Below are 26,341 nucleotides of genomic sequence, written 5' to 3' on the forward strand. Positions count from 1 at the left end.
CTCTGACTTCCCACCCCTCCAACATCCCCGCCACCTCCCCGAAGTGGAACCCCACCCCATACCGCGTGTCCACTCCTTCCTACCCAGAGGGTCTGACATTCGGCGGCCCACCCAAAGGCCCCCATGGACCTGCCATTCCATAGAAGGAAGAATGTCACCGCCCCATGCTTCCTTCTCGCTCTGGCCTTCTCGTCTTGTCACTCCTGCTCCTGTCCGTGCCCGCGTACGCGGACAACAACGCCGACGAGGCGGACATCGCCTTCGAGCTGGGCAACGACGCCTACGCCAAGGGCCAGTACACCGAGGCCCTGCGCTCCTACTTCACCAGCTACCGGCTGGTGCCCAACCGCAACGTGCTCTTCAACATCGCCCGCTGCTTCGAGGCGCTGGGCAAGTTCAACGAGGCGTACCGCTACTACAACGACCTGCTCACCGAGGACCTGCCCACGGAGGACGCCTCGGAAGTCTCGCGCTCGTTGGACCGACTGCGCCCCAAGGTGGCGCTCGTCAAGGTCACCACCGTCCCCAAGGGCGCGGACGTCTACGTGGACCGCATGGACCTGGGCAGCCGGGGCCGCTCGCCACAGACGCTCGCGCTGTCACCCGGCCGTCACAAAATCATGGTGAAGAAGGACGGCTACCGTCCCACCGAGGCCACCGTCACCGTGGCGCGCGGCCGTGAGACGGAGCAGACCTTCGACCTGTTCCTCATCACCGGCGGCGTCGAACTGACCGGCACCCCCGAGGGAGCCGAGGTGCGCGACGCCCCCAACGGCCCCGTCATCACCAGGCTGCCCGGCCGCGCCCGCCTCCCTCCCGGTCAGCGCATCCTCTACGTGCGCGCCCCCGGCTACTCCCCCGGCCAGTACGTGGTGGACGTGCCCGCCGACGGCAGCGTCCCGCTCTCCGTGGCCCTGCGCGTCCAGGACCGTCCCTCCGGCCGGCTCGTCGTCACCGCCAACCGCGACGGCGCCACCGTGCGCGTGGACGGCAAGCCCGCCGGCTTCACTCCCACCGTCGTCACCCTGCCCGAGGGCGAGCACGCGCTGGAGGTGGAGAGCCGCGAGGTGCGTCCGCTGCGCCAGAAGGTGACCGTCGTGGCCGACCAGGAAGTGAAGATTCACGCGGAGCTGCGCTACGCGCCCCCGCCCGTGCGCGCCGCGTCCAAGAGCCTGGTCGCCGTGGACGACGCTCCCGCCTCCACCACCGTGCTCACCCAGGAGGAACTGCGCGCGTTCGGCTGGCGCACCCTCGCGGAGGCGCTCGCCGGCGTGCGCGGCTTCTACCTCACCGACGACCGGACCTATACGTACCTGGGCGTGCGCGGCTTCTCGCCCCCCGGAGACCTCAACACCCGCGTCCTCATCCTCTGGGACGGCCACGCCATGAACGACGTGTGGGCCGGCCAGGGCTACGCCGCCCACGACCTCAACGTGGACCTGATGGAGGTCGAGCGCATCGAAGTCGTGCGCGGCCCGGGCAGCGCCCTGTACGGCACCGGCGCCTTCTTCGCCGTCATCAACGTGGTGCCCCGCGAGTCGCTCGGCCCGGACAACCACCTGGAAGTCACCGGCGCGGTGGGCGCGCTGAACACCACGCGCGGACACGCCACCGCGTCCTGGGAGGACGGCAATCGCTCCATCCTGGTGAGCGCCGCGGCGCTGACGGCCTCCGGCGCGGACACCACGCTGCTGCGACGCGCGGACCCCGCGCTGGGCGACCTGCTCGTCACCGGGCTGGACGCGGAGCGGGCCGCCACCGCCTCCGTGCGCGCCCGGCTGGGAGACTTCTCCTTCCAGGGCCAGCTCAACGTCCGCTCGAAGGAGCTGCCCACCGCCCCCTACGGCACCGTGCCGGGCGCGGAGGGCAACACCGTGGAGGACCTGCGCGCCTTCGTCGAAGCGCGCTACGAGCGTGAGTTCACCGAGCGCTTCAGCCTGTCCGGGCGCGCCTCGTTCGACCTCAGTCGCTACGAGGGCCTCTATGTGTACCCGGAGAGCGCCGGCGGCTCCAACAAGGAGGGCGGCGCGGCGGACTGGGTCAGCGGCGAGCTTCGCGCGCGCGTGGGCATCTTCGAGGGCAACCGCCTCACGCTCGGCGTGGAGGCGCAAGGGCAGCTCAGCGTGCGCCAGACGGCGAGCGACATCCCCCTGGAGACGAAGGCGCGCACGCTCCTGTCCGCGTACCTGCTCGACGAGTGGAAGGTGCACCCGCGCCTGAGCCTCTCCGCGGGCCTGCGTCTGGACAAGTACCTGGACCTGGACACCACCCCCATCACCCCGCGACTGGCCATCATCGCGAGGCCCTACGACGCGGGCCTCACCAAGCTGGTCGCCGGCCGGGCCTTCCGCGCGCCCAACGTCTACGAACTCTACTACGCGGACGGCATCACCCAGGCGCCGCCCGCGTCCCTGGAGCCGGAGACCATCACCACCTTCGAGCTGGAGCACTCGCACGACCTCACGGACGAGCTGCGCCTGTCGGTGGCCGGCTACCACAACCGCATCTCCAGCCTGGTGCAGCTGCGCACGGACGACGCCCCCTCGGCGGATTGCGGCGGCTCTCCGTGTCTGCGCTTCGTCAACGACGGCGGCACCACGCTGGCGTGGGGCGCGGAGGCGGGCGTGCACTGGCAGCCGGGACGCTGGCTGCTGGTGGACGTGAGCTACTCATACGTGACGCTTCGCAACGCCGCGGACGTGGTGGCCTCCGCGTCACCCGCGCACCTGGTCTCCGGGCGACTGCTGATGCCCGTGGGCAACGGCGACATGCGGCTGGCCACCCAGGCCACCTACCAGAGCGCTCGGCCCACCGGCGCCGGCGGCGCGGACAGCGGCGAGGCCCTGCTCGTCGGCTTCGGCCTCTCCGGTGACTACGGCCCGCTGCGCTACTTCGCCGGCGTCCACAACCTGCTCGACTCCGACTACCAGATTCCCGTGTCGGACGAGAATTCCATCGCCCCCGTGCCCCAGTACGGACGCACCTTCACCCTCCAGCTCACGGGGACCTTCTGACGCATGAGCGAGCCCGAGCTCGAGTTCACCTTCATCCAGCCCGGACACGCGCTCTACGAGGCGGAGCTGGAGCTGCGCTTCCGCGTGCTGCGTGAGCCCCTGGGCCACACGCGGGACGCGGTGAAGTTTCCATTCGAGGCACAGAGCCTCCACCTGGTCGCCCACCGGGGTGACAGCGTGCTCGGCTGCGTCCTCTTCAACCCCGAGGACTCGCACGGAGGACGTCTGTTCCAGATGGCGGTGACGCCCCACCTGCAGGGGCAGCGCCTGGGTGCCCGTCTGGTCGAAACGTTGGAGGCGGAGCTGGTGCGACGGGGCATCACCCACGTCCACCTCCACGCCCGGCAGCCGGTCGTGCCGTTCTACGAACGCCTGGGCTATTCCGTGTATGCGGAAGCGTTCACGGAAGTGGGGATACCCCACCGACACATGAAGAAGTCACTCGCGACGTAGACGCGGCCCGGGTGCTCACCACCCGACACCGGCGAATGTCTTCGAGCACCCGGGGGGCCCTCCGCCACCTCGTCCCCTGACCTCAACGGCCAGGGGATGCTGGTAACCTTTGCGAGAGGTCAGCGGGCCAGCGACACCGAGGAGACATGATGAACGGAACGAACGACGGACGCGCCGCGCCCCCTTCCCACCGGGCCGGCCCCTCGGGGGGTCCTGGGGACAGCGAGCTGGATGACGAGGGCTCTCCTTCCGAGTCGGACGAAAGCCGCGCGCCTCGACGTCCTCCCATCCACGTCCTCGAGGACAACACGCTGCACACGCGGCTGACGCGGGACCTGGGCGTGCACTACCCCTTCGTCAGCGCGGGCATGGCCTTCGTGGCGCTGCCGCCGCTGGTCATCGCCGTGTCGGAAGCGGGAGGCATCGGCATGCTCGGCTCCGCGCCGGAGCCCGCGCCCTTCCTGCGCTCGCGCATCCAGGCCATCCGCGCCGGCACGCAGCGCCCGTTCGGCGTGGACTTCATCCTCGACCGCGCGCGGGCGGGGGACTTCACCACGCGCGAGCACATCGACACGTGCATCGCCGAGCGTGTTCCGGTGGTCGCCTTCCACTGGGCCCTGCCGCCCGCGGAGTGGGTGAAGGACCTGAGGGCCGCGGGGACGAAGGTCTGGGTGCAGGCCAGCTCGGTGGAGTTCGCGAAGGAGGCGCTGGCGCTGGGCATCAACGGGCTCATCGCGCAGGGCCGCCAGGCGGCGGGCTACAACAAGGGCACCACGCCCACGCTGCAGCTCGTGCGGGAGCTGCGCGCGCTGGTGGGGGAATTGCCGCTGCTCGCCGCCGGTGGCATCGCGGACGGGTTGAGCGCGGCGCGGGCGCTGTTCCACGGCGCCGACGGCGTCTGGGTGGGAACGCGCATGGTGGCCTCCGTGGAGGCGTACGCGCACCCGGGCTACAAGCAGCGCCTGGTGGACGGCGACGCGCGCGACTCCGACTTCACCACCCTCTTCGGCCCCGAGTGGTCCGGTCCGCGTCAGCGCGTGCTGCGCAACCGCGTGGTGCGTGAGTGGGCGGGCCGTGAGGCACGCGCGCCGACGAACTCCACCGACTCCATTGGAACCACGCGGCTGTACCCGGGGCTGACGGGCGGCGATGCGCTCTACACGATGCCGCGCTTCAGCGCCTTCGTGCCCACGCCCGACACGCAGGGCGACCTGGAGGAGATGGTGCTGCCCGCCAGCGGCTCCAGCATGGCGCGCATCGAGAGCGTGCAGCCCGCCGGACAAATCGTGGTGGAGATGATGGAGGGCGCGCATCGGCTGCTGGCGAACCCGTACGAGTTGGAAGCCGACGCCGACGAGAACGACCGCTCCTGAGTCGAGGTGCCCGGCGGACGGCGCCCTGGTGCTCCGCCCGCCGCCCTTCCGGCTGAATCGGGTGAAGCGCTCGGGGAAGTTGGAGTAGGAACCCACGGCAGGACAGGTGGGTGCCATGACGATGACGACGACACAGGCGCGCTGGAAGCGCGTGGCGGTTTCGGGCTGGGTGGCCCTCGCGCTGTGTGGCGGAGTGGCGGTGGCGCGGGCGGTGACTTCGGAGGTGAGGACGCCCTCGCGGCGCCTGTCCGCCGACGAGCGCGTCCTGCTGGGCCGGGCCGCCGCCGAGGCGGAGCCCCACTGGCGTCGGCGTTCCATGCACTCATTCCCCGGAGACCACTGGTCCCAGGACGACGACTTCGGCGCATCGGAGCGTGGCTGGGTGATGAGCGAGGCGCGCAGGCGCGACGTGCCGGTGACGGACGTGTTCGACGCCATCGACTCCGAGCTGCGCTCTTCGGCCCCCATCCTCCCGCCGCGCAAGGCCTCCGCCAGCCCGTGCAAGCCCCGTCCGTTCTACGACTGATGCCCGGCACCCTCCCGCCTCCCCGCGCGCGCCCTCCCGTATGACGACCTCCTCCCACGGACTGCTCCGCGCCGCCCACCGCGCCGCCTCGCTCACCAGCGTGCGCCTGGCCCTCTTCGGCGTCCTCGCGCTCGCCGCGTGCTGGCACTCCCTGTCGCTCGCTGGAGGGATGAACGACTTCCGCGACTCGCACCTGCTCGACTCGTACGAGGACGCGGGCACGCGCAGCGTGACGCACTACGGACAGCTCCCGCTGTGGAACCCCTGGTCCTGCGGTGGCCAGTACGCGCTGGGCAGTCCGCAGACGCGGGTCTTCTCTCCCACCGTGGTGCTGTCCTCGCTCGTCGGCCCACGCCGCGCGGAGCCGCTGTTGCTGTGGGTCTTCCTCGTGCTCGGCATGGAGGGCTTCTTCCACTACGCCCGACGACGCACGGGCTCCGCGCTGGGCGCGCTGGGTGCGGCTCCCCTCTTCGGGCTGATGGGCTTCACCGCGCTGTCCTGGGCCATCGGCTGGCTCAACTTCGCGGGCTTCCTCCTGCTGCCGTGGCTGCTCGTCGGCACCCGGCGCGTCATCGAAGGGAAGCTGTCCGGCGTGGCGCTCGTGGGCGGCGTCTTCGCGCTGCTCTTGAGCTTCGGCGGCACCTACCCCGTGCCCATGGGCGCCCTCTTCGTCGCGCTGGAGACCGGCCGCGCGCTGTATGGACTGCGCGGCCCGCGCGACATGGCCAGACGGAACAGGGCGCTGTGGGCCCTGGGCGCCACCGCCTGCTTCACCCTGGCCGCGTGCGCCTTCCGGCTGTGGCCGCTCATCGAGACGATGCGCTCCTCACCGCGCGTCATGGCGGGCACGCCGGGCAACGCCCTGGAGCCGCTGGCGAAGATGCTGCTCCAGCTCCCCGCGCGCTCCGGCTACAGCGACCCGGGCAACTTCTACTTCGCGCCCGTGGCCCTCGCCCTCGCGCTGCCCGCCCTCGCCTTCGCCCGACGCCGCGCGCTCTACCCAGCAATCATGGCGGGCCTGTGCGCGTGGATGGCGGCGGGCTACTCGGCGAAGCCTTCGCTGTTCGCGGGGCTGCGCACGCTCCCCATCTTCGAGACGTTCCGCTACCCCGAGCGCTTCCTTGTCCCCACCAGCTTCTTCCTCGCGGAGCTGGCCGCGCTGGGGCTCGCCGTGTTGCTCACGCGCACGTGGCGCTCGCCCTCGAAGTGGACCTGGGCCGCGGTGGCCGCGTGCGCCGTGGCCTTCGCGAGCTGGGGCTTGCAGCTTCGCGCCTTCGACAACCTGTCGCGCTGGGCGCAGATGACGGCGATGCCCGCCGAGCGAGAGCAGCCCTTCGCCCAGGCGCGCGGCAATCGCTGGTCCCAGGGACACCTGCTCGCGCTCAACCGGGGCTCCATCGCCTGTGGCGAGGCGTGGCCCGTGCCCATGTCCGCCAGCCTTCGTGGAGACTTGAGCGCCGAGGAGTACCTGGAGGAGCCAAGCGCGGGCACCGCGAAGCGCGTGGAGTGGACGCCCAACCGCGTGTCCGTGGACGTGGAGGCGACGCGGCCCACCGTGCTGCTCGTCAACCAGAACTGGCACCCGGGCTGGAAGTCGTCCCAGGGCGAGGTCGTCTCGCGGGATGGCCTGCTCGGCGTGCGCGTGCCGGAAGGTCGCCACCAGGTGGTGCTGAGCTTCCTGCCTCGCTCGGGAATCGGCGGCTCGCTGGTGTCCGGGCTCGCGTGGGCGGGGCTCGCGTTCCTCGGGTGGCGCGGGCGCCGTGGGCACGCGCTCCGATGGCCCGTCGCGATGAGCGTGTTCTCCGTGCCCATCGTCACGTGGCTCGTGCTCGGCATGGCGTGGCACGAGCCCGTGGCGAAGGCGGAGCCGCGCAATGCGGATGGCTCGCCGCTGACGGTGCCGGCGCTGCCTCCCCAGGCCAAAGCCGTGGACACGCGCTTCGAAGTCCCGGTGGAGCTGGTGGGCGCGGAGGTTCCCGCGGAGCCGGACGCGGAGGGAATCCTCCCCCTGGTGCTCCACTGGCGCACGTCCGCGCCAGTGCCCCGCTCGGTGGGCGTCTTCGTGCACGTGGTGTCGGCGGAGGGCCAGCGCATGGGCTCGGACCACGCGGTGGTGGGCGGCACGTGGTTCTTCGCGGACGCACCCCGGGACACGCTGCTGCGCGACGCCTTCTCCCTCTCCACCCGAGGCTGGAGGCCCGGCGAGTGGAAGGTGCTGGTGGGCCTGTGGCACGCGGGAGGCGACCAGTCCCGCGTCAACGTGCTGGAGCCGAGCGGACAGCCCGTGTCCGAAGGCCGCGTGTACGTGGGGACGTTCACCGTTCCACGGAACGTCCGGGCGAATGAGTCCTCCGTGAACCCGTAGTCCGGGAGCCGACAACGCGCCGAGACGCGAGGCGCTCCCGGGGTTATGAAGCGCGCATGCGAATCCTGCACACCATGTTGCGCGTTGGAGACCTGGAGAAGTCGCTCGACTTCTACACGCGGGTCATCGGAATGAAGCTGCTGCGCCGCCACGACTACCCCGACGGCAAGTTCACCCTGGCCTTCGTCGGCTTCGGCCCCGAGGACACCCACCCCGCGCTGGAGCTGACGCACAACTGGGGCGTGGAGAAGTACGAGCTGGGCACGGCCTACGGCCACGTGGCGCTCGGCGTGCCGGACATCCGCGCGACGTGCGATGCGATTCGGCAGGCCGGTGGCAAGGTGGTCCGCGAGCCGGGGCCGATGAAGCACGGCACCACCGTCATCGCCTTCGTCGAGGACCCGGACGGCTACCGCGTGGAGCTCATCGAAAAGGGCAGCTAGCCCCCACGCCGGAGAGCGCCACGGGTGCGCGCCGCCCCTCCCCGGCGCTCATCACAACGAAGCCTGCGTGGCCCGTCGCGGGCCATTAAGGTGGCCGGGTGAGCCCCAGCCCTTCTTCGTTCCTCCCCAGCCACGAGCCCCCCGGCCGACCGCGCGACGGCGCCCTGCTCTTCCTCTCGCGCGGCATGGAGCTGCTCATCACCGAGCAGGAGGGCGCAATCAACCTGCCCACCGGCTCCGCGTTCCCCCAGCTCGCCGAGGCGGCCCACTACCTGGGCGCGCTGGATGGCGTGGACTGCTACGCCGCCCCGCTGCCTCGGGACTTCGCGGCGCCGGAGGGCATGACGCTGGTGCCCGCGCGCTCGCTCTACAAGCGGCTGGACGAGGTGCGCTTCGCCGTCGCCGGCCGCGCGCTCGCCATCGCCGAGTGGGACATCCAGCACCGCTTCTGCGGACGCTGTGGCCAGCCCACCCAACTGGTCGCCGGAGAGCGCGCCCGTCGTTGCACGGTGGACAACACGCCGTTCTACCCGCGCATCTCCCCCGCGATGATTGTGCTCGTCACGAAGGGCGACACCATGCTGCTCGCGCGCAACTCCACCCTGCCGGAGCCCATGTTCAGCACGCTCGCGGGCTTCGTGGATGCGGGCGAGTCGCTGGAGGAGTGCGTCGCGCGCGAGGTGAAGGAAGAGGTCAACATCGAGGTGAAGAACATCCGCTACTTCGGCTCGCAGCCGTGGCCCTTCGGGCGCTCGCTCATGGTGGGCTTCACCGCCGAGTACGCGGGCGGCGACATCCAGGTGGACGGCAAGGAGATCGCCGAGGCGCACTGGTTCCACCCCGACCAGTTGCCCCGCGTCCCGCCGCGCCTGAGCATCGCCCGGCACCTCATCGACGCCTTCATCGAGCGCGTGAAGGGCCCGGCGCACAAAGGCTGACAGCGGCCCAGGGGTGCCAATAAGCAGGCCTTCGCGCCATCAGTTAGCGTCCCTCCCGCCTTCTCCGCAGGAGGGACCCGGATGAATCGCTTCGCGCTGCGCGACCGTACCGACAGCCTCGATGCCGTGACTCAGTACGAGGACATCGTTCGCATCCTCACCACCCAGGAGTTCCCCTGGGACATCACCCAGGCGCTCAGCTTCGCGCTGTTCCGCACCTACGCGGTGCCGAGCATCGGCGTGCTCCTGCACGAGACGCGGGAGTTCAACGAGCGCACCCAGAAGCGCTACGACGACACCGTGCTCGTCCTCGACGCCATCCTCGAGCACGGCATCGCCAGCCCCGTTGGACACAGCGCCTTCCGCCGGATGAACCAGATGCACGGCGCCTATGCCATCTCCAACGATGACATGCGCTACGTGCTCTCCACCTTCGCGGTGTGCCCCATCCGCTGGGTGGGCGAGTTCGGCTGGCGGCCCTTCACCTCCAACGAAGTGGAGGCGTGGACCCACTACTACCGTGAGATGGGCCGCCACATGGGCATCCAGGACATCCCCAAGACGCACGCGGACTTCGTCGCGTACCTGGACGGCTATGAAGCGAAGCACTTCGCCTTCGATGCGCGCGGTCAGGCCGTGGCCGACTCCACGCTCGAGCTGCTCACCACCTTCCCGCCGTCCCACCTGGCGCCCAAGAAGCTCGTGAAGCTGTTCGCGCGCACCCTCATGGAGGACGCGTTGCTGGACGCGTTCCACTACCCGCGCCCCTCCGCGCTCACCCGGAAGGTGTTCCGCTCCGCGCTCCAATTGCGCGGGAAGTTCGTGCGCTACGCCCTGCCCCCACGCGAGGTCCCCAAGTTCGGCCGCGAGAGCGTCAACCTGCGCACCTACCCGAAGGGCTACGTCGTCGAAGAGCTCGGCACCTTCCCCAAGACGTGCCCCGTGCACCACCACCGCCCGGCTCCAGCCGAGGACGTGGCGCCCGCCAGCGCCCAGGGGGCAGGCGGTTCCTGAGCCCGGACGGCCGCAAGTCCCCCAGATTCCACGCACTTCGCCGCACGCCGGGGCGGGTGCGCGGACCCGGGAATCCCCGGCCGCCCCCGAAACGTTGGCTCCGGATTGGGGTGGCGGCTTGACCTCCCGGGCTGACTGGGGTTGAAGCGCCGCTCCCTTCGCCTCACGAAGAAGCCATGCCCGCCGCGCGCCCCCACATCGAGCCCCGCCTCGTCCCCACCGCCGACTCCGTGGTGGTGAAGGAGATCTACCTCTCTCTCCAGGGCGAGTCCTCGCACGCCGGCCTGCTGTGCGCCTTCATCCGCCTCACCGGCTGCCACCTGCGCTGCACCTATTGCGACAGCGAGTTCTCCTTCCACGGCGGCGCGCGCCGGAAGAACGCGGACGTCCTCGAGGAAATCAAGGCGCTGCGCACCCCGCGCGTGGAAATCACCGGCGGCGAGCCCCTGCTCCAGCCCGGCGTCTACCCGCTGATGCAGTCGCTGCTCGACGAGGGCTACACCGTGCTGCTGGAGACCAGCGGCGCCATCGACGTGCGGCTGGTGCCCGCCGCCGTGCACAAAATCGTCGACATGAAGACGCCGTCCTCGGGCGAGGCCTCGCGCAATGACCTGCGCAACTTCGCGTCGATGAACGCCAACGACGAGCTGAAGTTCGTCATCGGCTCACGCGAGGACTACGACTGGTCCAAGGCCCTCATCACCGAGCACCGGCTGGCCCAGAAGCCCTTCGCGCTCTTGTTCTCCACCGTGTTCGACAAGCTCCACCCGCGCGAGCTGGCCGAGTGGACCATCGAGGACCGGCTCCCCGTCCGCTTCCAGCTCCAGATGCACAAGTACCTCTGGGAGCCGAACGCGCGCGGCGTCTGAAGCCCGCCGCCTCAGCCTCGGTCGCCGGACGCGGCGAAGTACAGCCAGCCCCAGAACAGCAGCCACGCGGACAGGACCCCCAGGGTCAGCCAGCCCAGCACGTACGCCACCCGCGCGGGAACCCGTCCCTTCGCGGGGCTCTCCCCCCGGCGGATGCGCCCCGCCTCCCGCATCCCCAGCACCACGCCGCCCACGCCCGCCACCAGCGGAGGCAGCGGCATCGCCAGGGTGCACGGCAGGACCACCAGCCCCATCACCCCGAGCCACAGCGCACCCCAGGCCGCGCGCGACGCGGGCCCCTCGCTCCGCCGCAACGACACACACGGCGCGCAGAAGGCGGACTCGCCCAGGAGCTCCAGGCACTCGCCGCACAGGAAGCTTCCGCAGCGCGCGCAGGTGGCCACCGCGGAGGCGTCCGCGTGGCGCGCGCACAGGGCGGCCGTGCTCTCCACCGTCACCGGGGCACCCTGGCGTCGGGCGAGCGCACGGCGAAGCGGGCCCTCAGAAGCCCGGCGGAGGAACGCGCGCCGTCAGCGAGTGGGCGCCCAGGCCCAGGAACACCGCCGCGAGCACCGTGCAGGACACGAAGCCCGCGACGATGAGCCCCTTGTGGCGGTGCTCGAACTGGCTGAACGCGTAGAAGAGCGCGTAGCAGGGGATGAGCAACACCATCACTCCCGTGCCCACGCTGCGACGGAAGGCATGGACGAGGAGGAAGGCGGCGCACACCAGGGCGACGAGACTGGACAGGATGGCGAGCGGGAGCAGCGGCACTCCCTCCCCTTAACACGTTCCACCCCTGGCCAGGGCGTCGTGCACATACTAAGGACGGCTCGCCGTCCTCCTGCCGAGGTGATTGCGCATGAACGCCGCCAAGACGCTGCTCAACTTCGTCCTAGGGGGAGCCCTGCTGGGCATCCTCATCGCGTCCTGGGCCGGTCCGCACTTCATCGGCTGGTACAACGAGACGCCCCTGGCGACCCAGACGATGTGCAACCTGCCCCAGGTGATTCGTCACGTCAGCTCGGAACTGCTCACCTGGCAGACCATTGGCGCGGGCGTGGGCGCCACGGTCTTCCTGGTGCTGGGCATCCTCTTCACCATCCGCTCCAACCGGAAGGCCCGCGAGCAGGAGACCCGGACTCCGCCCCCGGCCGCTCCGGCCGAGACGGCGCCCTGAGCCACGGGCGCTGTCCCGACTCTACGGCGTGCGGACCAGTACGGAGGGCGCGGTGCCCAACACGCCGCCGCCCTCGGTGTCCATGACGTTGACCTGCAAGAGGAAGTGGATGGGCCCCTCCACGTCCTCCGGCGCCGTCCACGTCGGAGTGCGCGAGTGGATGTCGCTGAAGTGGCCCGCGGGCTCCGCCGGCATCTGCGTCCAGTAGAACTCCATGTCGTCCCCGTCGGGGTCCTGCACCTCGAACACGAGCTGCACCACGCCACCGGGGCCCACCGTCTTCGGACTCGGAATGGGGCCTGCCCGCACATCCGGCGGATGGTTGACCACCCGGCCACAGCCCAAGGTCGTGATGATCAACGCGGCGAAGACTCCTGAAAGCGACCGAAGCATGGACTGCCCCCTGTGAAGAGTGGTCCCACGGTAACGCGCGAGCCCTCGCTCGGGTATCGAGCGACCCGAGAACAAAGACCCGGATTCCCGGATGACGACACATGGTGGCGCGAAGGGTCTCCCACCAACGGTCATCCCCGCACCCCGGTATGACGTGGGAACCGGCTCAGCGCGCGCGGCGTCGCGGGGGCTTTTTCGCGGACACGAGCAGCAGCTTGTCGCCCCGGGTGAGGCGCTTGATGGCGGCCTCCCGTCGCAGGGCGGCGCCGCGGTCCTCGGCGGGCTCACTCCAGACGAGCGTGACGGGCAGCCGCGCTCGGGTATACGCCGCGCCGCGCCCTCGCCCGTGGGTGGCCACCCGACGCTCCAAATCATTGGTGGCGCCCGTGTAGAGCGAGCCGTCACGGCAACGCAGCATGTAGACAGTCCAGCGGGGAGGGTCGTCCGGCACGGGGGGCGCGACTGTACCGCGTACCCGCCCCCGCGCACCCTGGCCGACGCCTCACGTCGCCAGACGCATCCGCCCTCCACGCCTCAGGCAGAAGCGGGGCAGGCGAAGCGAGACCCGCCTCCTTCCGCCCGGCAGCCCCACCCGCGCCATGACCTCCGACACGGGCGCCAGCGGATCTCCCCACGCCGCCAGGATGTGCGCCTCGCTCACCAGCCCCATCAACCCGCCCCCCTCGCCCACCACGCCCAGCAGCTGCACCTGGTGCCGCTCCATCTCTCTCAGGGCACGCAGGAGGGTGTCTGTGGGAAAAACGGTGGCGATGAAGGACGACAACGTTTCCTTGATTGCCCTGTTTTGCCGCATCCAGTTTCCTCCAGACCGATATGCCTACATCTCCTTGCAACGGCCCTGCCGGCAGGGATGACCGCTCAGCATTGGACACGGCAACGGGCGGCGGACCGGCTTAGAGTGGGGGGGTGACACGGAGACAGGTGGCGCGGCTGGGGCGGATGGCGGACCTCTTCTCGCGGACGATGAGCCGGGGAAAAGAGGGGTTGCTGACGCTGACGTTCCGCCCGGACGAGCTGTACCGGGTGCCCACGGACGACGGCGCGGCCATTGCCCTGGGGCGCTATCACGCCCGAGGAGAGCGGCGGTACGCGGAGCCCGTCATCCTCTGCCACGGGCTGGGCGCCAACCGCTTCCACCTGGACTTCGACGAGCAGTACAGCATGGCGCGCTACCTGGCGCGCGCGGGCTTCGAGACCTGGGTGATGGAGCTGCGCGGGCGGGGGCTCGCGGGCGACTGCTCGGACTTCAACTTCGACGACCAGGCGGAGCACGACGTGCGCACCGCGCTGCGCACCGTGGTGTCCACGGGGGCCAAGGAAGTGCTCTGGGTGGGGCATTCCAAGGGCGGGTTGATGCTCTACGCGCACCTGGCCCGCAATCCGCAAGCGCCGGTGCGGGCCGCGGCGATTCTGGGCAGCCCGTTCACCTTCGCCGTGCAACCGGGGTTGCGCACCTTCATCCAGCGCGTGGAGCCGCTGCTGCGGCTGAAGGTCATCCCCACCGGCCGAGTCACCAGCATCGCGCTGTTGGGCGCGCCGCCGGGCCCGCTGAGCCGGTACATGATGCTGGCGGAGAACATGGAGCCGGAAGTGGTGCGGCGCGCGCTGGCCAACGTTCCGGCCAATATCGCCGGAGGAGTGGCACGCCAGTTCGCCCGCTGGATTTCCACCAACCGCTTCACCACCTATGACGGGGGCTTCGACTACCGCGAGTCCCTGGCGGGGGTGAAGATTCCCGTCCTGCTGCTGGCGGGCAGCAAGGATTTGCTGGCGCCGCCCATGTCGGTGGCGCGGGCGAAGGAGGCCCTGGGAGGCCCGGTGAAGTTCCTCGTGGCCGGGCGAGGGCACGGCTTCGGAGCGGACTACGGGCACGCCGACCTGGTGCTGGGCCGCCGGGCACCGGACGAAATCTTCCCCCTGGTGGAGGCGTTCCTGTCCGCGCACGCCACCCGGGCGTGAGACGGCACACAGGGGACGGGACTCCGGGTTGTCCGGGCCCCCTTGGCGTGCTACCCGGAAGCCCCTCCCCATGAGTCTGTCCCCCCGCCTCCTCACCCTCGCCCTGCTGGCGCCCGCCGCGTGCGGGAAGGCCCCTGCGGAGCTGCCCGCCGCCGGGCAGGCGGTGATGGACCTGCGCCACACGCGACGGGCGGGTGGACGGGCGGTGGCGCGCTGGAGCGGCGATGCCGTGACGGCGGAGGAGTTGACCGAGCGCTTCCTGGAGATGAGCCCCGCCTTGCGCGAGCGCTACGTGGAGCCCCGCGCCCGCCGCGAGTACGTGGAGTCGCTGGCCCGGTTTGATTTGCTGGTGCGCGACGCGCTCGCCCAGGGACTCCAGGACGACCCCGAGGTGGTGGAGGCCACGCGGCGCGCGCTGGTGGGCCGGTTGATGCGCTCACGGCTGGAAGAGGCGTCGGTGACTGTCACCGACGCGGAGCTGGCGGAGGCGTACGCGGCGCGCAAGGACGACTTCGTGCGCCCGGAGGCCGTGCGCCTGTCCCATGTCTTCCTCGCCTATCCCCAGCCCTCTATCGATGCCACCGCCAAGCACACGGTGGACATGGCGGCGAACACGCTGCTGGCCCAGGCGAAGACCCTGCCGATGGACGACTTCGAAGGCTTTGGGAGGCTCGCGCGTGAGCGCAGCCAGGAGCCGCGCACGGCGCCGCTGGATGGCGACATGCGCTTCCTCTCCGACGAGGTCCTGGCCCGCGAGTACGGGCCGGAGGTCGCCCAGGCGGCCCGCGCGCTGAAGACCGAGGGCGAGCTGAGCAACCCGGTGACGACGAGCAAGGGTGTACACGTGCTCAAGCTGCGCGCACGCCAGCCGGCGCTGAACCTCTCGCTGGACGACGTGCGCGAGGAGCTGCGCGTGCGGTTGGAGGGCGAGAAGCGCACCCGCGCGTGGGGCGAGTACCTGGCGCGCGTGGAGAAGCAGCTCTCGTTGTCGGTCGACACGGACGCGCTGGCCGGTGTGCCGGTGGACGTCCAGGCCCCCATGCGCAAGCCGTCGAGCCCGCTGCCGGGAACGGTGCCCGCGCCATGAGGGCCCGCTTGCCAGCTTGGGGGGCCATCCCCACCTTTGGGAGTCGCCCCCACCCTTCCCCCAGGACTCCGCGCATGCGTCTTTCTCCCACCCGCGCTCCCTTGCTGTCCCTGGTGCTCGCCCTGGCGCTGAGTCAGGGGTGCAACACGCCCGTCAAATCGGCGCCCGACGACACGGTGGTGGCCACCGTGAATGGCGAGGTCCTCTCTCGCGTGGACTTCGAGCAGGAGCTGGGCCGGGAGCTGGCCTCCACGGAGGCCTCCCAGCGCACGCCGGAGGAGATTGAACCCTTCAAGCGCACGCTGTTGGACACGTACATCCACCGGATGCTGCTGCTCCAGGCGGCGCGGAAGAACAACGTCACCGTCACCCCGGAAGAGGTGGACCGGGGCGTGCTGCGGCTGTCGGGCGACTATCCGGCCGGCAACTTCAACGAGGTGCTCGCCCAGGGCCAGCTCTCCATGTCGGAGCTGCGCGCGCGCGAGGCCAGCCGGCTCACCATCGAGAAGCTCTTCGCCGGCCACGTCTACTCGCGCGTGGGGGTGACGGAGGAGGAGCTGCGCGCGTACTACGCGGCGCACGAGGGCGAGCTGAACGAGAGCGAGCAGGTGCACGCCGCTCAAATCGTGGTGAAGGGCCTGGACGAGGCCCGCCGGCTCCAGACGCAGCTCAAGTCGGGCAAGAAGTTCTCGGACCTGGCGCGCAGGTACTCGCTGAGCGCGGACGCCAAGGTGGGAGGCGACCTGGGGTTCTTCCCCCGAGGACAGATGCCGCCGGCCTTCGACGAGGTGGTATTCAAGCTCGGGGTCGGGCAGGTTTCGGACGTGGTGTCCACCGAGTACGGCTACCACCTGTTCAAGGTGCTGGAGCGCAAGCCCGCGCGGAAGCGGGACTTCGCCGAGGCGCGTCAGTGGGTGGAAGCGAAGTTGATGGAGCAGAAGCGCACGGAGGCGCAGGACGCCTTCGAGAAGGAACTGCGGGAGAAGGCGCAGGTCCAGGTGAACGAGGCCACGCTGCAGGCCATCCGCGGACAGCCCGCGGCGCTCCCGCAGGCAGCGAAGTGACATGACGGAATCGAGGGCCTGGCGGACAGTTGGACGGGCCCGGTGTGGTGCGGAAGGATGCACGGAATGAAGAAGCTGGTGGCATTCGTCGCTGCGGCGGCGCTCCTGGGGGGCGCCACGTCGGCGCGCGCGGAGCTGGTGGACAAGGTGGCGGCGGTGGTGAACCGCGACGTCATCGCGCTGTCGGAGGTTCAGCAGCGCGCGGCGCCGGAGCTGTCGCGCCTCAATGATCCAGACCCGAGCAAGCGCTCCGAGCAGCGCGCGCAGCTCATGAAGACGGCGCTCGACACCCTCATCGGCGAGAAGCTGATGGAGGCCGAAATCACGGAGATGGGCATCTCCGCGACCGAGGGCGAGGTGGACGAGCTGGTCAACGACGTGCGCAAGCAGAACAACATCACGGACCCGGCGCAGTTCGAGCAGGTGCTCACCGCCGAGGGCCTGACGATGACCACGTACCGGGACATGCTGCGCAAGCGCATCCTCCGGGACCGGCTCCTGCGCATGAAGGTGGGCCCCAAGGTGAAGGTCACCGAGGAGGACCTCAAGGCCGCGTACAACCAGTACGCCCGCGTGGAGGGCGAGGACTCGGAGGTCCACGCGCGCCACATCCTCGTCGCCGTCGACCCGAAGGCCACCGAGGAGCAGGTGGCCGCCGCGCGCAAGAAGGCGGAGGGCATCGCCACCGAGGCCCGTCGCGAGGGCATGGACTTCTCCGCCCTGGCGCGCGCCCGCAGCGAGGGCCCCAGCGCCGCGGACGGTGGCGACCTCGGCTGGTTCAAGCGTGGCGTCATGGTGCAGGCCTTCGAGAAGGTCGCCTTCAACCTCAAGGAGGGCGAGGTGAGCGAGCCGGTGCGCACCAACTTCGGCTGGCACATCCTGAAGGTGGAGGAGCGCCGCTCCGTCGCCGCGACGTCCTACGAGGAGATGCGTCCGAAGCTGGAGAACAAGATCCTCCAGGAGAAGACGGACAAGTTCCTGGAGCAGTACGTCGCGGAGTTGAAGCAGAAGGCCAGCATCGACGTGAAGATGTAGCCTGTCGTCCCCACGCGGGGGATGCTCGCCACCGTGAGCCTCCCCCTCGTCGGTATCTCCCTGGGTGATGTGTCGGGAATCGGTCCGGAGGTGACGGCCGCGGCCCTGGCGCTCCCCGCCGTGCGTCGCGCGCTGGTCCCCGTCGTCTTCGGAGACGGGCCCACGCTGGAGCGCTTCCCCTTCTTCCGTCGCCATGCGCGCGTGGTGCCCTCCACGCTCTCCCGCGTCGAGTCCCCCACCGTGGTGGAGGTGACGCACCTCGCCGCCAAGGACCGCGTCCCGGGCAAGCCCTCGCGCGAGGGAGGCCGGGCGCAGTACGCCTACGTGACGGCGGCGATTGAGGCCATGCGCGCGGGACACGTGGACGCGCTGTGCACGGCGCCGGTGTCGAAGGAGCAGATTTCGCGCGCGGGCATCCCCTTCATGGGCCACACGGAGGTGCTGGCGGAGGCCTTCGGTGTGGAGGTGATGATGATGATGGACGGGCCGCGCGTGCGCATCGCCCTGGCCACCAACCACGTCCCCCTCTCCGCGCTGTCGAAGCTGCTCACGGTGGACGGGCTCACCGCGCAGCTCAAGCTCCTCTCACGCAGCCTGACGCCCGTGGTGGGACGCAGGCCTCGCATCGCCGTGCTGGGACTGAATCCGCACGCTGGCGAAGGGGGATTGTTGGGACGCGAGGAGGTGGAGGTGATTGGCCCCGCCATCCGCAAGGCGCGCGCGGCGCGGGTGGATGCGCATGGGCCCATCGCGGCGGATGGCCTCTTCGCCAGGCCCGATGAAGTGGGCAAGCAGTACGACGCGGTGCTGGCCATGTACCACGACCAGGGACTCATCCCCGCGAAGGCGCTCGACTTCGAGCGCACCGTCAACGTGACGCTGGGGCTGCCGGTGCCACGCACGTCGCCGGACCACGGCACCGCCTATGCGATTGCAGGCAAGGGGCAGGCGAGCTGCGTGCCCATGGCGGAGGCGCTGCTCAAGGCCGCTCAGCTCGCTCGGCCGCCCGCGCGAGGTGCTCGGCCAGGTCCTCGCCGTCCTTCTCCGCGTCGATGAGCTTCACCTCCGAGCCCGTGCCGCTCGGGGGAATCACCAGCACGGTGACTTTGTCGAGCGGGCACTCGCCCAGACAGCCCGAGGAGAACACGCGGGTGCTGGGGCCCAGGCCGCGCGCCGCCACGGCTTCCCGGATGCGGCGCGGCAGGTCCACGCCCCCAAGGCGAGGGTCCAGACGCACCGTGCAGTTGTGGCACACGTGCAGCTCGGTCGGCTGGGAACCTGGAGCGGCCTCGATGGGAGGGGGCTTGCGCATCGCCTGGAAACATAAGGCGGATGGGCCGTGAGCGCCGTAAGCTCCCGCGCGGGTGCCGAGGGGCGCCCACACCCGGAAAGACGACGTCACCCTCCTGGAATCACCTGGAGCATCAGGTTCCTGGCGAGTTCCTTCCATGGCCCATGCGCGGGTGAGGGCTGGTACCGAGGGACTTTTCAGATGGGAATCCGGAACACGAGGCGCGGGACATGAAAGCGCCTTTCGGCAGGGATTTGACGACGGGCAGCATCCCCCGTCACCTGGTGGCCTTCTCCATCCCGATGTTGATGGGGAGCTTCCTGCAGACGGCGTACAGCTTCATCAACGCCATCTGGGTGGGGCGGTTCCTGGGCACCGAGGCGCTGGCGGTGGTGACGGTGAGCTTCCCCGTCGTCTTCGTCCTGTTCTCCATCGGCATGGGCCTCACCATGGCGACGAGCATCCTGGTGTCGCAGAACTACGGCGCCCGGAAGATGGACGAGCTGCGCAAGGTGGTCGACAGCTCCACGGTGCTCATCTACTCGCTGGGCGTGGTGCTCACGCTGCTGGGCGAGTGGCTGGCGCCGAGCATCCTCACGTTGATGGACACGCCAAAGGAGATCCACGCGGAGTCCGTCAGCTACCTGCGCATCTTCCTCTTGTCGATGCCGCTGGGCTTCGGGCTGTTCCTCACGCGCAGCCTGTTGCAGGGCGTGGGTGACTCGAAGACGCCGCTGTATTTCCAGGCGGGCTCCGTCCTGCTCACCACCGCGCTGGACCCGGTGTTGATGTTCGGGTGGCTGGGATTGCCCAAGCTGGGCTTGAACGGCACGGCGTGGGCCACGGTCATCTCGCAGCTCCTGGCGCTCATCACGCTGCTCATCTACCTGCGCGTGAAGGACGTGCCCGTGGCGCCGCGCAGGCCTCGGCTGGCCCACCTGGGGCCCATCACCTTGAAGACGCTGCGCATCGGCGTGCCGGCCGCGGTGCAGCAGTCGCTCGTGTCCATCGGCATGGTGTTCGTGACGGGGCTCGTGAACGGCTTCGGCGAGGTGGCCACGGCGGCGTTCGGCGCGGCGTCGCGCATCGACCAGATTGCGTTCATGCCGGCGATGACGTTCGGCATGGCCATCTCCACGCTGGCGGGACAGAACCTGGGCGCGGGCCGCTACGACCGCGTGCAGGAGATCTTCAAGTGGGGCTGCCTGTTCAGCGGCGGCATCACCCTGGTCATCTCGGCGGTGGCGGTGACATTCCCGGAGGCGCTGCTGCGCATCTTCGTCTCGGACCCGGCGGTCATCGGGCCGGGCGTCACGTACCTGCACATCGTGGGAGGAACGTACGTCCTGTTCGCGCTCATCTTCGTGAGCAACGGCATCATCAACGGCGCGGGACGCACGTTGATGACGACGGCGTTCTCCCTGTTGAGCCTCTGGGTGGTGCGGGTGCCGGTGGCGTACTGGCTGTCGCGCCGCATGGGCAGCGTGACGGGCGTGTGGATTGCGATGGCGCTGAGCTTCGGCGTGTCGCTGGTGGTGAGCATGGCCTACTACTTCTCCGGCCGGTGGCGGCGCCCCCTGGTCAAGAAGCCGCCCGAGGGCCCCACCACGCCCAACCCGGGCGAGGTCTTCGGACACGAGACGGGCGAGGCCTGAGCGGCCTCGCCCCTTCGGGCCACGGACTAGAAGACGAACGGGAAGCGGATGGGCTCCTGCATGCGGACCGTGTGCACGGGGAACTTCCAGCCGCGCACCACGCCCTCGATGCAACCGGCGAGCGGCGTGGCGCGCAGCGCTTCCGTGTCCATGGCGACGCCCGTCGTCTCGCCGCTCGGCTGCACGGACCAGCGCACCACGAAGCGCCCGCTCTTCTCCGTGGACGTGTCAGCGGCGTGCTGGCGCAGACACGCGGCGATGGCGGGCTGGTTGGACACGACGACCTGCTTCACGTCCTCCGACGTGAGGTGCTCCTTGGCGTTGAGCGCGGGCGGGACGTAGACGGTCCGCGTGGCGGTGGGAGCGGACGCGGCACGCTCCTCGTCCGCTTCGTCCGTGAAGCCCAGCTCGCGCGCGAACTCCTCATCCAGCTCGGACTCGGTGCTGTTCGCGCCGTCCGGGTCGTCCGTGGTGTCCACCGGGACGGACGTGGCCTGCTCGGTGGAGTCCGGCTCCTCGAAAGTCATCTCCATCACCGCGCCCGCGGAGGCCGCAGCGACGCTCTGGGGCGGAGTGGGGCTCGCGGGAGCGCGGGTCGGCGCGCTCTCGGTGCGCGTGCGCCGCTCGCCGGACTTCACGGCCAGGGTGTCGCGACGGGCCATCAGGTCCGCGCCGCTCGGGCTCGAGAAGGAGGTGAGCGCCCGCGTCGGGTCCGTCGACGCGCCTTGCGCATGCAGCCCGTTCGCGACGTCGCTGATATTTCCGGGCGAGGTCGTGACGAAGGGCCCCGTGTACTGGGGCGCGGTGGGGTTCATCGCGTGGGTGTCGGCCACGCCCGTGGGGACACCTGGAATGGCCCAGTAGCCGATGGCACCCGAAGACACCGTGCTTCCGGTCTGGCCCGACGTGTTCGTACCCATCTGCGCTCCCGTGTTGTTCGCACCGTTGAGCTGCGCTGAGGCGCTGACGCCGCTGAGCTGGCCCGAGGCGCCGACGTGTCCGGTGGAACCCTGCACGGGGCTCCCCGAGGCACTCACACCACCGAGCACCGAGGGAGCGCTCGCGCCTTGCTCCCAGAAGCGCACGCTCGCGACCACGAGCATGCCCGCCGCCAGCGCGCCCACCGCCGCGACGCCCAGCAGAACGCCAGACACCACATCCCGACGACGATTCGGCACCGTCGAAGCAGCCACCGGGCCGCCCCAAGCCTGCTGCTGACCCGGCGCCATCGGCCCGCCCCACTGCTGCGCGGGCGGAACCATGGGAATGCCCCAGGGCTGCTGCTGGAGATTGAGCGGGCCCTGAACCTCGTTCACGGTGTTCTTCTGGGACATCGCACGCGAGGCCGCGACACGACGGGCCACCTCCGGAGGCACCACCTTGGAGTGCTCCCACGGCAGGCGCACGGCCTCGGCGACGGGCACCTCCGGGTTCGCGCGCATCCACTCCGGAATCACCACGGGCGCGGACTCGGACACCGTCTCGTCGGACTCCGCGTCGGAGAACGCGGGCCGAGGAGACTCCGCAATCCAGCGCGTCTCCTCTTCCGCCAGGTCGAGCAACGCGCGCATGTCCTCCGCGGCTTCGCGCGTCGACGCGGAGGCCGCATCGCCATCGACCTCCGGCTCCAGGGCGAGCTCCCGGTCCAGGTATGCGTCGAGGTCGCCATCCAGCGCCTCCATCACACTCAGCGACTCATCCGACTCCTCGTGCTCGAAGCCATTCGCCTCGGGATGATTCATGCCCCGCGTACGCCGTGTTTCGTCTCCTCCTGACAGAAGCTCGCCCACACACCCTCCCCTTCAACCGCGCAGCCATTCCCGCGCCAGGGCTCGCAACGTAGGGACGGGGCCCGCTCACGCCAGCGTGACTGTCTCGCGCACGACGTTTCATCGCCGTGGCACGCGTTCGCTGTCCGATGCCTCACCGCTCACGCCTGAAACACGGAGCCACGCCACTCCTGCGCACCGACACCGCACGACGCGTGGCCACCCGCATCCCCACTCCACGCGAGTGCAAGGTGCACGCACGCGCTCACCCCGAACGCGCACGTACACCCCACGACGCTCACGACACGTGAGTGCACAGCAACTACCACCGCTCCTCGTCCGCCTTCGGAGCCAGGGGCCACACGGGCGGGGAGACACCATTCACGGAGACGCCACCGTGCATGAACACGGGCGCGCCCTTGATGAACTCCGCCGGGAAGTCGAGCTTCGGCTTGGACGCCTCATCCAGCGCCTTCAGTTGCTCCGGCTTCAGCACCACGTCCAGCGCGCCCAGGTTGTTGTCGAGCTGCTCCAACGTGCGCGCCCCCAGGATGGTGGACGTCACGCCCGGCCGTCCCTGCACCCACGCCAGCGCCACGCGAGCCACCGTGGTGTCCTGCTCCTTCGCCACGCGCTGAAGCACGTCGAGGAGCGCATATGTCTTCTCGTTCAGCGAATTCTCCGCCCACGCGCCCCGGTCCGCCTTCAGCTTCCCCGCGTTCTCCCGCGTGTACTTGCCACTGAGCACCCCGCTCTTCAGCGGCGACCACGGCGTCACCCCCAGCCCCAGCTCCCGAGCCATCGGCACCAGCTCCCCCTCCACCGTCCGCTCCACGAGCGAGTACTCCACCTGCAACGCCACCAGCGGTGCCCAGCCCCGGAACAGCGCGATCATCTGCGCCTGCGCCACCTTCCAGGCCGGCGTATCCGAGATACCGATGTAACGGACCTTCCCGGAGCGGACCAGGTCCTCGAACCCGCGCATCGTCTCCTCGATGGGCGTGTTCTCGTCCCAGCAGTGCATCCAATACAAATCGATGTAGCCCGTCTGGAGCCGACGCAGCGACTCCTCGCACTGCGCCATCATCGACTTGCGCCCCGCGCCTCCACCATTCGGGTCCCCGGGGAAGAGGTTGCTGATGAACTTGGTCGCAATCACCACCCTGTCGCGCTTGCTCGGATATCGGCCCAGGTGGTCGCCGATGATTTTCTCCGAGTGCCCTCGCGTGTACGCATTGGCCGTGTCGATGAAGTTGCCGCCCCGCTCCAGGAAGCGGTCCATGATGGCGTTGGACGTCTCGACGCTGCTGCCCCAACCCAGGTCGGTGCCGAAGGTCATCGCGCCCAGACAAAACGGACTGACCCGCAGACCGGAACGACCCAGCGTGACGTAGTGGTTCAACGACATGGAGGACTCCCAAAGACGACGAGGACACGCCTCACGGCCCGGAGATGGAGACTCGACGAGCAGGCGCGGACGAGAGGGAGCGCTGGCCTAACGCGACGAGAGACACCCGCGCCACAGCAGCCGGCCGCATCTGACGACCAGCGGACGCCACTGTCTGGCTTCACCCGCTGGAACATGCTCAAACGCGAACCATGACGACCTCACACACCGACGCGTCAGAGGACGTCCGTGCCCTCCTCGCCCTCGAGGAGTCCATCGTCCGCGCCATCCAGGCCCGCGACACCCAGGCGCTCCAGGGGTTGATGGCCAAGGACCTCGTCTTCCGCGGCGTGGGCGACGTGGAGACGGACCTGACGGCCTTCCTCGCCAACATCGCCGCCATCCCTGGCACCCTCCTCTCCGTCGAATCAGAGACGGTGAGAGCCCACGTCTTCGGCGACACCGGAGTCCTCACCGGCACCCAACGGGCCCGCGTGCGGCTCCCCGACGGCACCGAAGTCACGGACGTGGGCCACTTCACCGACGTGTGCCAGCGTCGCGACGGTCGCTGGTGGGTCGTCCTCGCGCACAGCCTCCCCGCACCCGCACCGCCTCCCTCCACTCCCGACTGAGCCCGAGCCAGCCCCCCAACCCACACCGCCCCCGTCCTCCGGCGCACAGCCAGACGAAAAATCCCGCAGCGCCGGACATGCAGTGTCCTTTGGTGATACACTGTGTCCTACGGGGGTGGTCAGGATGCCGCTCAATCGCGGTGAACGTCGGTGGACGCTGCCAGCACGAAACGCGGACTGGCTCGTCGTCTCATCCGTGGACGCCGAGGCGAAGGAGCGCCACCGCCACCCCGTACCCGAGGTGTTCGTCACGTCCGCCCTGGAGCGGTGGCTGTCCACGCCCTCGGCGCGCACGCTGTATGGCATCTACGAGTCGCTCGGCGGTGGCAGCCCCTTCGGCCTGACGGGCCCGGAGCGCACGCGCTACGAGGAGCGCCTCAAGCAGCGCCTCTCCGACGCCTTCTCACGCGGAGAGCTCGTCGCGCTGGAGGTGGCCCGCCCCAGGAGCGTGCCCGCGCCGTGGACGCCCCAGCCCGAGGACCCGGGCGAAGAGGCCGTGGTGGAGGAGATGACCTGGCTGGCCATCGAGCTGAAGGACGAGGCGGGCAAGCCCGTCCCCAACGCCCGCTACGTGGTGACCCTGCCCGACGGCAGCACCCGCGAAGGCACCCTCAACGCCAATGGCTACGCGCGCGTGGAGGGAGTCAATCCCGGCGAATGCCAGGTCACCTTCCCGGAGTTGGACGGCCAGAGCTGGAGCTGACCTTTGCTCAGGGCCTGCGCGGACCCGGAGCGGACGACGACATCCCCAGAGGTCTCTGGGGCAACAGCTTGAAGAGGAAGGCCAGGAGCGCCTCGAAATGGTCACCCTTGCGGAAGACGGCATCCACCGGCATGTCGATGGCACTGTCCGCGCCGGTGACGAAGACCACCTTCGCGCCCGGCATGTGGTGACGCACCAGCGGAATCAACCCGGTGCCGAAGCCATCACCCAGGCTCTGGTCCAGCAGCACCGCGTCGATGGGCCGCGGGTGGTTGAGCCACTTCTCCGCTTCCGCGTAGGAGCCCGCTGTCACGACCGCGAAGCCCGCCTCCTCCAGCAGCGCCGCGAGCGTCATCCGGTTGGACGGGTCATCTTCCACCAGCAGCAGGCAGCGCCCGAAGGTCCAGCTCGTCTCCATCACTTGCTCCCCCGTATCTCGTCATGGCCCGCGAGCCGCATCCTGGCCCCCGCCTCCGGGCGGTGCAGGAAGAGGACCTCGACGTGCGTGCCCCCTGAAGGGCCTCCGTCCAGTGCCACCTTCCCCCCATTGCGCAACACCAACCGCTGCACGATGTTCAAACCCAACCCCGCATGGCCGGGACGTGTCGAATAGAAGGGCTCGAAGGCACGCGAATACGCCTCCGCCGCCAGACCCTCTCCCACGTCCTCCACGCGAATGCCCACGCCGCCCTCACCTTCCTCAACGTCCCACGTCCGCACCGTGAGCATTCCGCCGCGCGGCATCGCCTCCACGGCGTTGTCCACCAGACAGCGCACCAGGAGCGCCAGGTCCTCCAAGTCGAGCGGCACCGTGCCCCGGGCCTTGAAGTCGCGCTCCACGCGCACCTGCTCCGGTATCCGCGCCTCCCGCAGCCCGTGCTCCATCGCCTCGCTCGCGTGGCACAGGGGCTTGTCGCTGCTGGCCACGGGAGCCCGGCGCGTCAGCACCTCCTCGGCGGCCGCCAGCTCCCGGTCGATGAGCTGGAAGAAGGCCTCGACGCGGGCATCCGTGCCCCACACGTCCGTCTTCTGCATCTTCCGCATCAGGTAGAACGAAGCATTGCGGACACTGGCCAGCTTGTTGCGGAGGTCATGCCGCAGCGTGGAGGCGACGACGTCCGCCACCGCGGCCCGTTCCCGCGCTTGGAGATCTGCGCGCGCGCCCATCCG

28 protein-coding genes are annotated in these 26,341 nt (G+C 69.9%); 18 read left to right on the plus strand and 10 right to left on the minus strand.

The genetic code is table 11. From position 1 onward, the window contains the following. Positions 1-164 precede the first annotated feature (164 nt). The 9 genes from G4D83_RS05965 to G4D83_RS06005 all read left to right on the plus strand — a co-directional run bounded on the left by G4D83_RS05965 (position 165) and on the right by G4D83_RS06005 (position 10,995). Positions 165-3,014 carry a TonB-dependent receptor domain-containing protein gene (locus tag G4D83_RS05965; protein ID WP_163863648.1) on the plus strand — a complete coding sequence of 950 codons (2,850 nt, stop codon included), beginning with the start codon at positions 165-167 and terminating at the stop codon, positions 3,012-3,014. A 3-nt stretch (positions 3,015-3,017) separates the two neighbouring features. Then, positions 3,018-3,467, plus strand: coding sequence for a GNAT family N-acetyltransferase (locus tag G4D83_RS05970; protein WP_163863650.1), 450 nt, complete (start codon positions 3,018-3,020; stop codon positions 3,465-3,467). 146 nt (positions 3,468-3,613) lie between these two features. After that, a complete protein-coding gene (locus G4D83_RS05975; RefSeq protein WP_240356181.1) occupies positions 3,614-4,840 on the plus strand; it encodes an NAD(P)H-dependent flavin oxidoreductase in 1,227 nt (408 codons plus the stop codon). 115 nt (positions 4,841-4,955) lie between these two features. Next, positions 4,956-5,366, plus strand: a complete 411-nt coding sequence (locus G4D83_RS05980) for a hypothetical protein (RefSeq protein ID WP_163863652.1) — start codon at positions 4,956-4,958, stop codon at positions 5,364-5,366. A gap of 40 nt (positions 5,367-5,406) precedes the next feature. Continuing rightward, positions 5,407-7,731 carry a hypothetical protein gene (locus G4D83_RS05985; protein ID WP_163863654.1) on the plus strand — a complete coding sequence of 775 codons (2,325 nt, stop codon included), beginning with the start codon at positions 5,407-5,409 and terminating at the stop codon, positions 7,729-7,731. A 56-nt stretch (positions 7,732-7,787) separates the two neighbouring features. Further along, the gene (gene gloA / locus G4D83_RS05990) at positions 7,788-8,174 is read left to right on the plus strand and encodes a lactoylglutathione lyase (protein WP_163863655.1); all 387 of its coding nucleotides are present in this window, start codon (positions 7,788-7,790) and stop codon (positions 8,172-8,174) included. Positions 8,175-8,272: 98 nt separating this feature from the next. Next, a complete protein-coding gene (nudC, locus tag G4D83_RS05995; protein WP_163863657.1) occupies positions 8,273-9,112 on the plus strand; it encodes an NAD(+) diphosphatase in 840 nt (279 codons plus the stop codon). An 81-nt stretch (positions 9,113-9,193) separates the two neighbouring features. Next, entirely contained in the window at positions 9,194-10,126 is a 933-nt protein-coding gene (locus G4D83_RS06000) for an oxygenase MpaB family protein (RefSeq protein WP_163863659.1), read from the plus strand. 176 nt (positions 10,127-10,302) lie between these two features. Continuing rightward, the gene (locus G4D83_RS06005) at positions 10,303-10,995 is read left to right on the plus strand and encodes a radical SAM protein (RefSeq protein ID WP_163863661.1); all 693 of its coding nucleotides are present in this window, start codon (positions 10,303-10,305) and stop codon (positions 10,993-10,995) included. An 11-nt stretch (positions 10,996-11,006) separates the two neighbouring features. Here the strand turns inward: G4D83_RS06005 and G4D83_RS06010 are convergent, their stop codons facing one another. Next, positions 11,007-11,453, minus strand: coding sequence for a hypothetical protein (locus G4D83_RS06010; protein ID WP_240356182.1), 447 nt, complete (start codon positions 11,451-11,453; stop codon positions 11,007-11,009). 43 nt (positions 11,454-11,496) lie between these two features. After that, a complete protein-coding gene (locus tag G4D83_RS06015; RefSeq protein WP_163863663.1) occupies positions 11,497-11,769 on the minus strand; it encodes a hypothetical protein in 273 nt (90 codons plus the stop codon). 88 nt (positions 11,770-11,857) lie between these two features. Between G4D83_RS06015 and G4D83_RS06020 the strand changes: the two genes are divergently transcribed. Beyond that, positions 11,858-12,175, plus strand: a complete 318-nt coding sequence (locus tag G4D83_RS06020) for a hypothetical protein (protein ID WP_163863665.1) — start codon at positions 11,858-11,860, stop codon at positions 12,173-12,175. A gap of 21 nt (positions 12,176-12,196) precedes the next feature. Here the strand turns inward: G4D83_RS06020 and G4D83_RS06025 are convergent, their stop codons facing one another. From G4D83_RS06025 to G4D83_RS06035, 3 genes are all read right to left on the minus strand, one after another. Further along, positions 12,197-12,568 (minus strand): hypothetical protein, encoded by a 372-nt coding sequence (locus tag G4D83_RS06025; RefSeq protein ID WP_176438174.1) that lies wholly within the window; start codon positions 12,566-12,568, stop codon positions 12,197-12,199. 166 nt (positions 12,569-12,734) lie between these two features. Beyond that, the gene (locus tag G4D83_RS06030; protein ID WP_163863667.1) at positions 12,735-12,986 is read right to left on the minus strand and encodes a GIY-YIG nuclease family protein; all 252 of its coding nucleotides are present in this window, start codon (positions 12,984-12,986) and stop codon (positions 12,735-12,737) included. A gap of 84 nt (positions 12,987-13,070) precedes the next feature. Beyond that, positions 13,071-13,382, minus strand: a complete 312-nt coding sequence (locus tag G4D83_RS06035) for a CBS domain-containing protein (protein WP_163863669.1) — start codon at positions 13,380-13,382, stop codon at positions 13,071-13,073. Between the two features lie 146 nt (positions 13,383-13,528). Between G4D83_RS06035 and G4D83_RS06040 the strand changes: the two genes are divergently transcribed. From G4D83_RS06040 to pdxA, 5 genes are all read left to right on the plus strand, one after another. Next, positions 13,529-14,548: an alpha/beta fold hydrolase gene (locus tag G4D83_RS06040; RefSeq protein WP_163863852.1), complete on the plus strand. Its 1,020-nt coding sequence runs from the start codon at positions 13,529-13,531 to the stop codon at positions 14,546-14,548. 70 nt (positions 14,549-14,618) lie between these two features. Continuing rightward, complete coding sequence (locus G4D83_RS06045) at positions 14,619-15,635, plus strand: peptidylprolyl isomerase (protein WP_163863671.1); 1,017 nt, start codon at positions 14,619-14,621, stop codon at positions 15,633-15,635. A gap of 74 nt (positions 15,636-15,709) precedes the next feature. Continuing rightward, positions 15,710-16,699, plus strand: a complete 990-nt coding sequence (locus G4D83_RS06050) for a peptidylprolyl isomerase (protein WP_163863673.1) — start codon at positions 15,710-15,712, stop codon at positions 16,697-16,699. A gap of 66 nt (positions 16,700-16,765) precedes the next feature. Beyond that, a complete protein-coding gene (locus G4D83_RS06055; protein ID WP_176437312.1) occupies positions 16,766-17,734 on the plus strand; it encodes a peptidylprolyl isomerase in 969 nt (322 codons plus the stop codon). Positions 17,735-17,767: 33 nt separating this feature from the next. Continuing rightward, entirely contained in the window at positions 17,768-18,790 is a 1,023-nt protein-coding gene (gene pdxA / locus G4D83_RS06060; protein ID WP_163863677.1) for a 4-hydroxythreonine-4-phosphate dehydrogenase PdxA, read from the plus strand. Here the strand turns inward: pdxA and G4D83_RS06065 are convergent. Further along, positions 18,714-19,046: a hypothetical protein gene (locus G4D83_RS06065; RefSeq protein WP_163863679.1), complete on the minus strand. Its 333-nt coding sequence runs from the start codon at positions 19,044-19,046 to the stop codon at positions 18,714-18,716. The two genes, pdxA and G4D83_RS06065, sit on opposite strands and share 77 nt — an antisense overlap. Before the next feature lie 209 nt (positions 19,047-19,255). On the opposite strand from G4D83_RS06065, the gene G4D83_RS06070 reads away from it, so the two are divergent. Beyond that, positions 19,256-20,680, plus strand: coding sequence for an MATE family efflux transporter (locus G4D83_RS06070; protein WP_163863681.1), 1,425 nt, complete (start codon positions 19,256-19,258; stop codon positions 20,678-20,680). A gap of 26 nt (positions 20,681-20,706) precedes the next feature. On the opposite strand, the gene G4D83_RS06075 is transcribed toward G4D83_RS06070, so the two are convergent. Beyond that, positions 20,707-22,422, minus strand: a complete 1,716-nt coding sequence (locus G4D83_RS06075; protein ID WP_163863682.1) for an AgmX/PglI C-terminal domain-containing protein — start codon at positions 22,420-22,422, stop codon at positions 20,707-20,709. A gap of 349 nt (positions 22,423-22,771) precedes the next feature. Continuing rightward, the gene (locus G4D83_RS06080; RefSeq protein WP_163863683.1) at positions 22,772-23,857 is read right to left on the minus strand and encodes an aldo/keto reductase; all 1,086 of its coding nucleotides are present in this window, start codon (positions 23,855-23,857) and stop codon (positions 22,772-22,774) included. A 191-nt stretch (positions 23,858-24,048) separates the two neighbouring features. Here G4D83_RS06080 and G4D83_RS06085 point away from each other — a divergent pair, with 191 nt between their 5' ends. Beyond that, complete coding sequence (locus G4D83_RS06085; protein ID WP_163863684.1) at positions 24,049-24,468, plus strand: nuclear transport factor 2 family protein; 420 nt, start codon at positions 24,049-24,051, stop codon at positions 24,466-24,468. A gap of 124 nt (positions 24,469-24,592) precedes the next feature. After that, complete coding sequence (locus tag G4D83_RS06090; protein ID WP_163863688.1) at positions 24,593-25,171, plus strand: carboxypeptidase-like regulatory domain-containing protein; 579 nt, start codon at positions 24,593-24,595, stop codon at positions 25,169-25,171. 7 nt (positions 25,172-25,178) lie between these two features. Here the strand turns inward: G4D83_RS06090 and G4D83_RS06095 are convergent, their stop codons facing one another. Continuing rightward, entirely contained in the window at positions 25,179-25,589 is a 411-nt protein-coding gene (locus tag G4D83_RS06095) for a response regulator (RefSeq protein WP_174456961.1), read from the minus strand. Then, on the minus strand, positions 25,589-26,338 hold the full coding sequence (locus G4D83_RS06100) for an ATP-binding protein (protein WP_163863690.1): 750 nt from the start codon (positions 26,336-26,338) through the stop codon (positions 25,589-25,591). Before G4D83_RS06100 ends, G4D83_RS06095 begins: the two co-directional genes overlap by 1 nt. Positions 26,339-26,341 lie beyond the last annotated feature (3 nt).

Source organism: Myxococcus eversor, assembly GCF_010894455.1.
GTDB lineage: Bacteria > Myxococcota > Myxococcia > Myxococcales > Myxococcaceae > Myxococcus > Myxococcus eversor.

Bases quoted from the DNA above. Each gene is read 5' to 3' on its own strand.
- G4D83_RS06045 (WP_163863671.1), top strand. From the start codon at position 14,619: ATGAGTCTGTCCCCCCGCCTCCTCACCCTCGCCCTGCTGGCGCCCGCC.
- G4D83_RS06050 (WP_163863673.1), top strand. From the start codon at position 15,710: ATGCGTCTTTCTCCCACCCGCGCTCCCTTGCTGTCCCTGGTGCTCGCC.
- G4D83_RS06100 (WP_163863690.1), bottom strand. From the start codon at position 26,338: ATGGGCGCGCGCGCAGATCTCCAAGCGCGGGAACGGGCCGCGGTGGCG.
- G4D83_RS06090 (WP_163863688.1), top strand. From the start codon at position 24,593: ATGCCGCTCAATCGCGGTGAACGTCGGTGGACGCTGCCAGCACGAAAC.
- G4D83_RS06070 (WP_163863681.1), top strand. From the start codon at position 19,256: ATGAAAGCGCCTTTCGGCAGGGATTTGACGACGGGCAGCATCCCCCGT.
- G4D83_RS05970 (WP_163863650.1), top strand. From the start codon at position 3,018: ATGAGCGAGCCCGAGCTCGAGTTCACCTTCATCCAGCCCGGACACGCG.
- G4D83_RS06005 (WP_163863661.1), top strand. From the start codon at position 10,303: ATGCCCGCCGCGCGCCCCCACATCGAGCCCCGCCTCGTCCCCACCGCC.
- G4D83_RS06000 (WP_163863659.1), top strand. From the start codon at position 9,194: ATGAATCGCTTCGCGCTGCGCGACCGTACCGACAGCCTCGATGCCGTG.
- G4D83_RS05985 (WP_163863654.1), top strand. From the start codon at position 5,407: ATGACGACCTCCTCCCACGGACTGCTCCGCGCCGCCCACCGCGCCGCC.
- G4D83_RS06040 (WP_163863852.1), top strand. From the start codon at position 13,529: ATGGCGGACCTCTTCTCGCGGACGATGAGCCGGGGAAAAGAGGGGTTG.
- G4D83_RS06020 (WP_163863665.1), top strand. From the start codon at position 11,858: ATGAACGCCGCCAAGACGCTGCTCAACTTCGTCCTAGGGGGAGCCCTG.
- G4D83_RS06025 (WP_176438174.1), bottom strand. From the start codon at position 12,568: ATGCTTCGGTCGCTTTCAGGAGTCTTCGCCGCGTTGATCATCACGACC.
- gloA (WP_163863655.1), top strand. From the start codon at position 7,788: ATGCGAATCCTGCACACCATGTTGCGCGTTGGAGACCTGGAGAAGTCG.
- G4D83_RS06075 (WP_163863682.1), bottom strand. From the start codon at position 22,422: ATGAATCATCCCGAGGCGAATGGCTTCGAGCACGAGGAGTCGGATGAG.
- G4D83_RS06085 (WP_163863684.1), top strand. From the start codon at position 24,049: ATGACGACCTCACACACCGACGCGTCAGAGGACGTCCGTGCCCTCCTC.
- G4D83_RS05975 (WP_240356181.1), top strand. From the start codon at position 3,614: ATGATGAACGGAACGAACGACGGACGCGCCGCGCCCCCTTCCCACCGG.
- G4D83_RS05965 (WP_163863648.1), top strand. From the start codon at position 165: ATGCTTCCTTCTCGCTCTGGCCTTCTCGTCTTGTCACTCCTGCTCCTG.
- G4D83_RS06055 (WP_176437312.1), top strand. From the start codon at position 16,766: ATGAAGAAGCTGGTGGCATTCGTCGCTGCGGCGGCGCTCCTGGGGGGC.
- G4D83_RS06095 (WP_174456961.1), bottom strand. From the start codon at position 25,589: ATGGAGACGAGCTGGACCTTCGGGCGCTGCCTGCTGCTGGTGGAAGAT.
- G4D83_RS06030 (WP_163863667.1), bottom strand. From the start codon at position 12,986: ATGCTGCGTTGCCGTGACGGCTCGCTCTACACGGGCGCCACCAATGAT.
- G4D83_RS05980 (WP_163863652.1), top strand. From the start codon at position 4,956: ATGACGATGACGACGACACAGGCGCGCTGGAAGCGCGTGGCGGTTTCG.
- G4D83_RS06065 (WP_163863679.1), bottom strand. From the start codon at position 19,046: ATGCGCAAGCCCCCTCCCATCGAGGCCGCTCCAGGTTCCCAGCCGACC.
- G4D83_RS06080 (WP_163863683.1), bottom strand. From the start codon at position 23,857: ATGTCGTTGAACCACTACGTCACGCTGGGTCGTTCCGGTCTGCGGGTC.
- G4D83_RS06035 (WP_163863669.1), bottom strand. From the start codon at position 13,382: ATGCGGCAAAACAGGGCAATCAAGGAAACGTTGTCGTCCTTCATCGCC.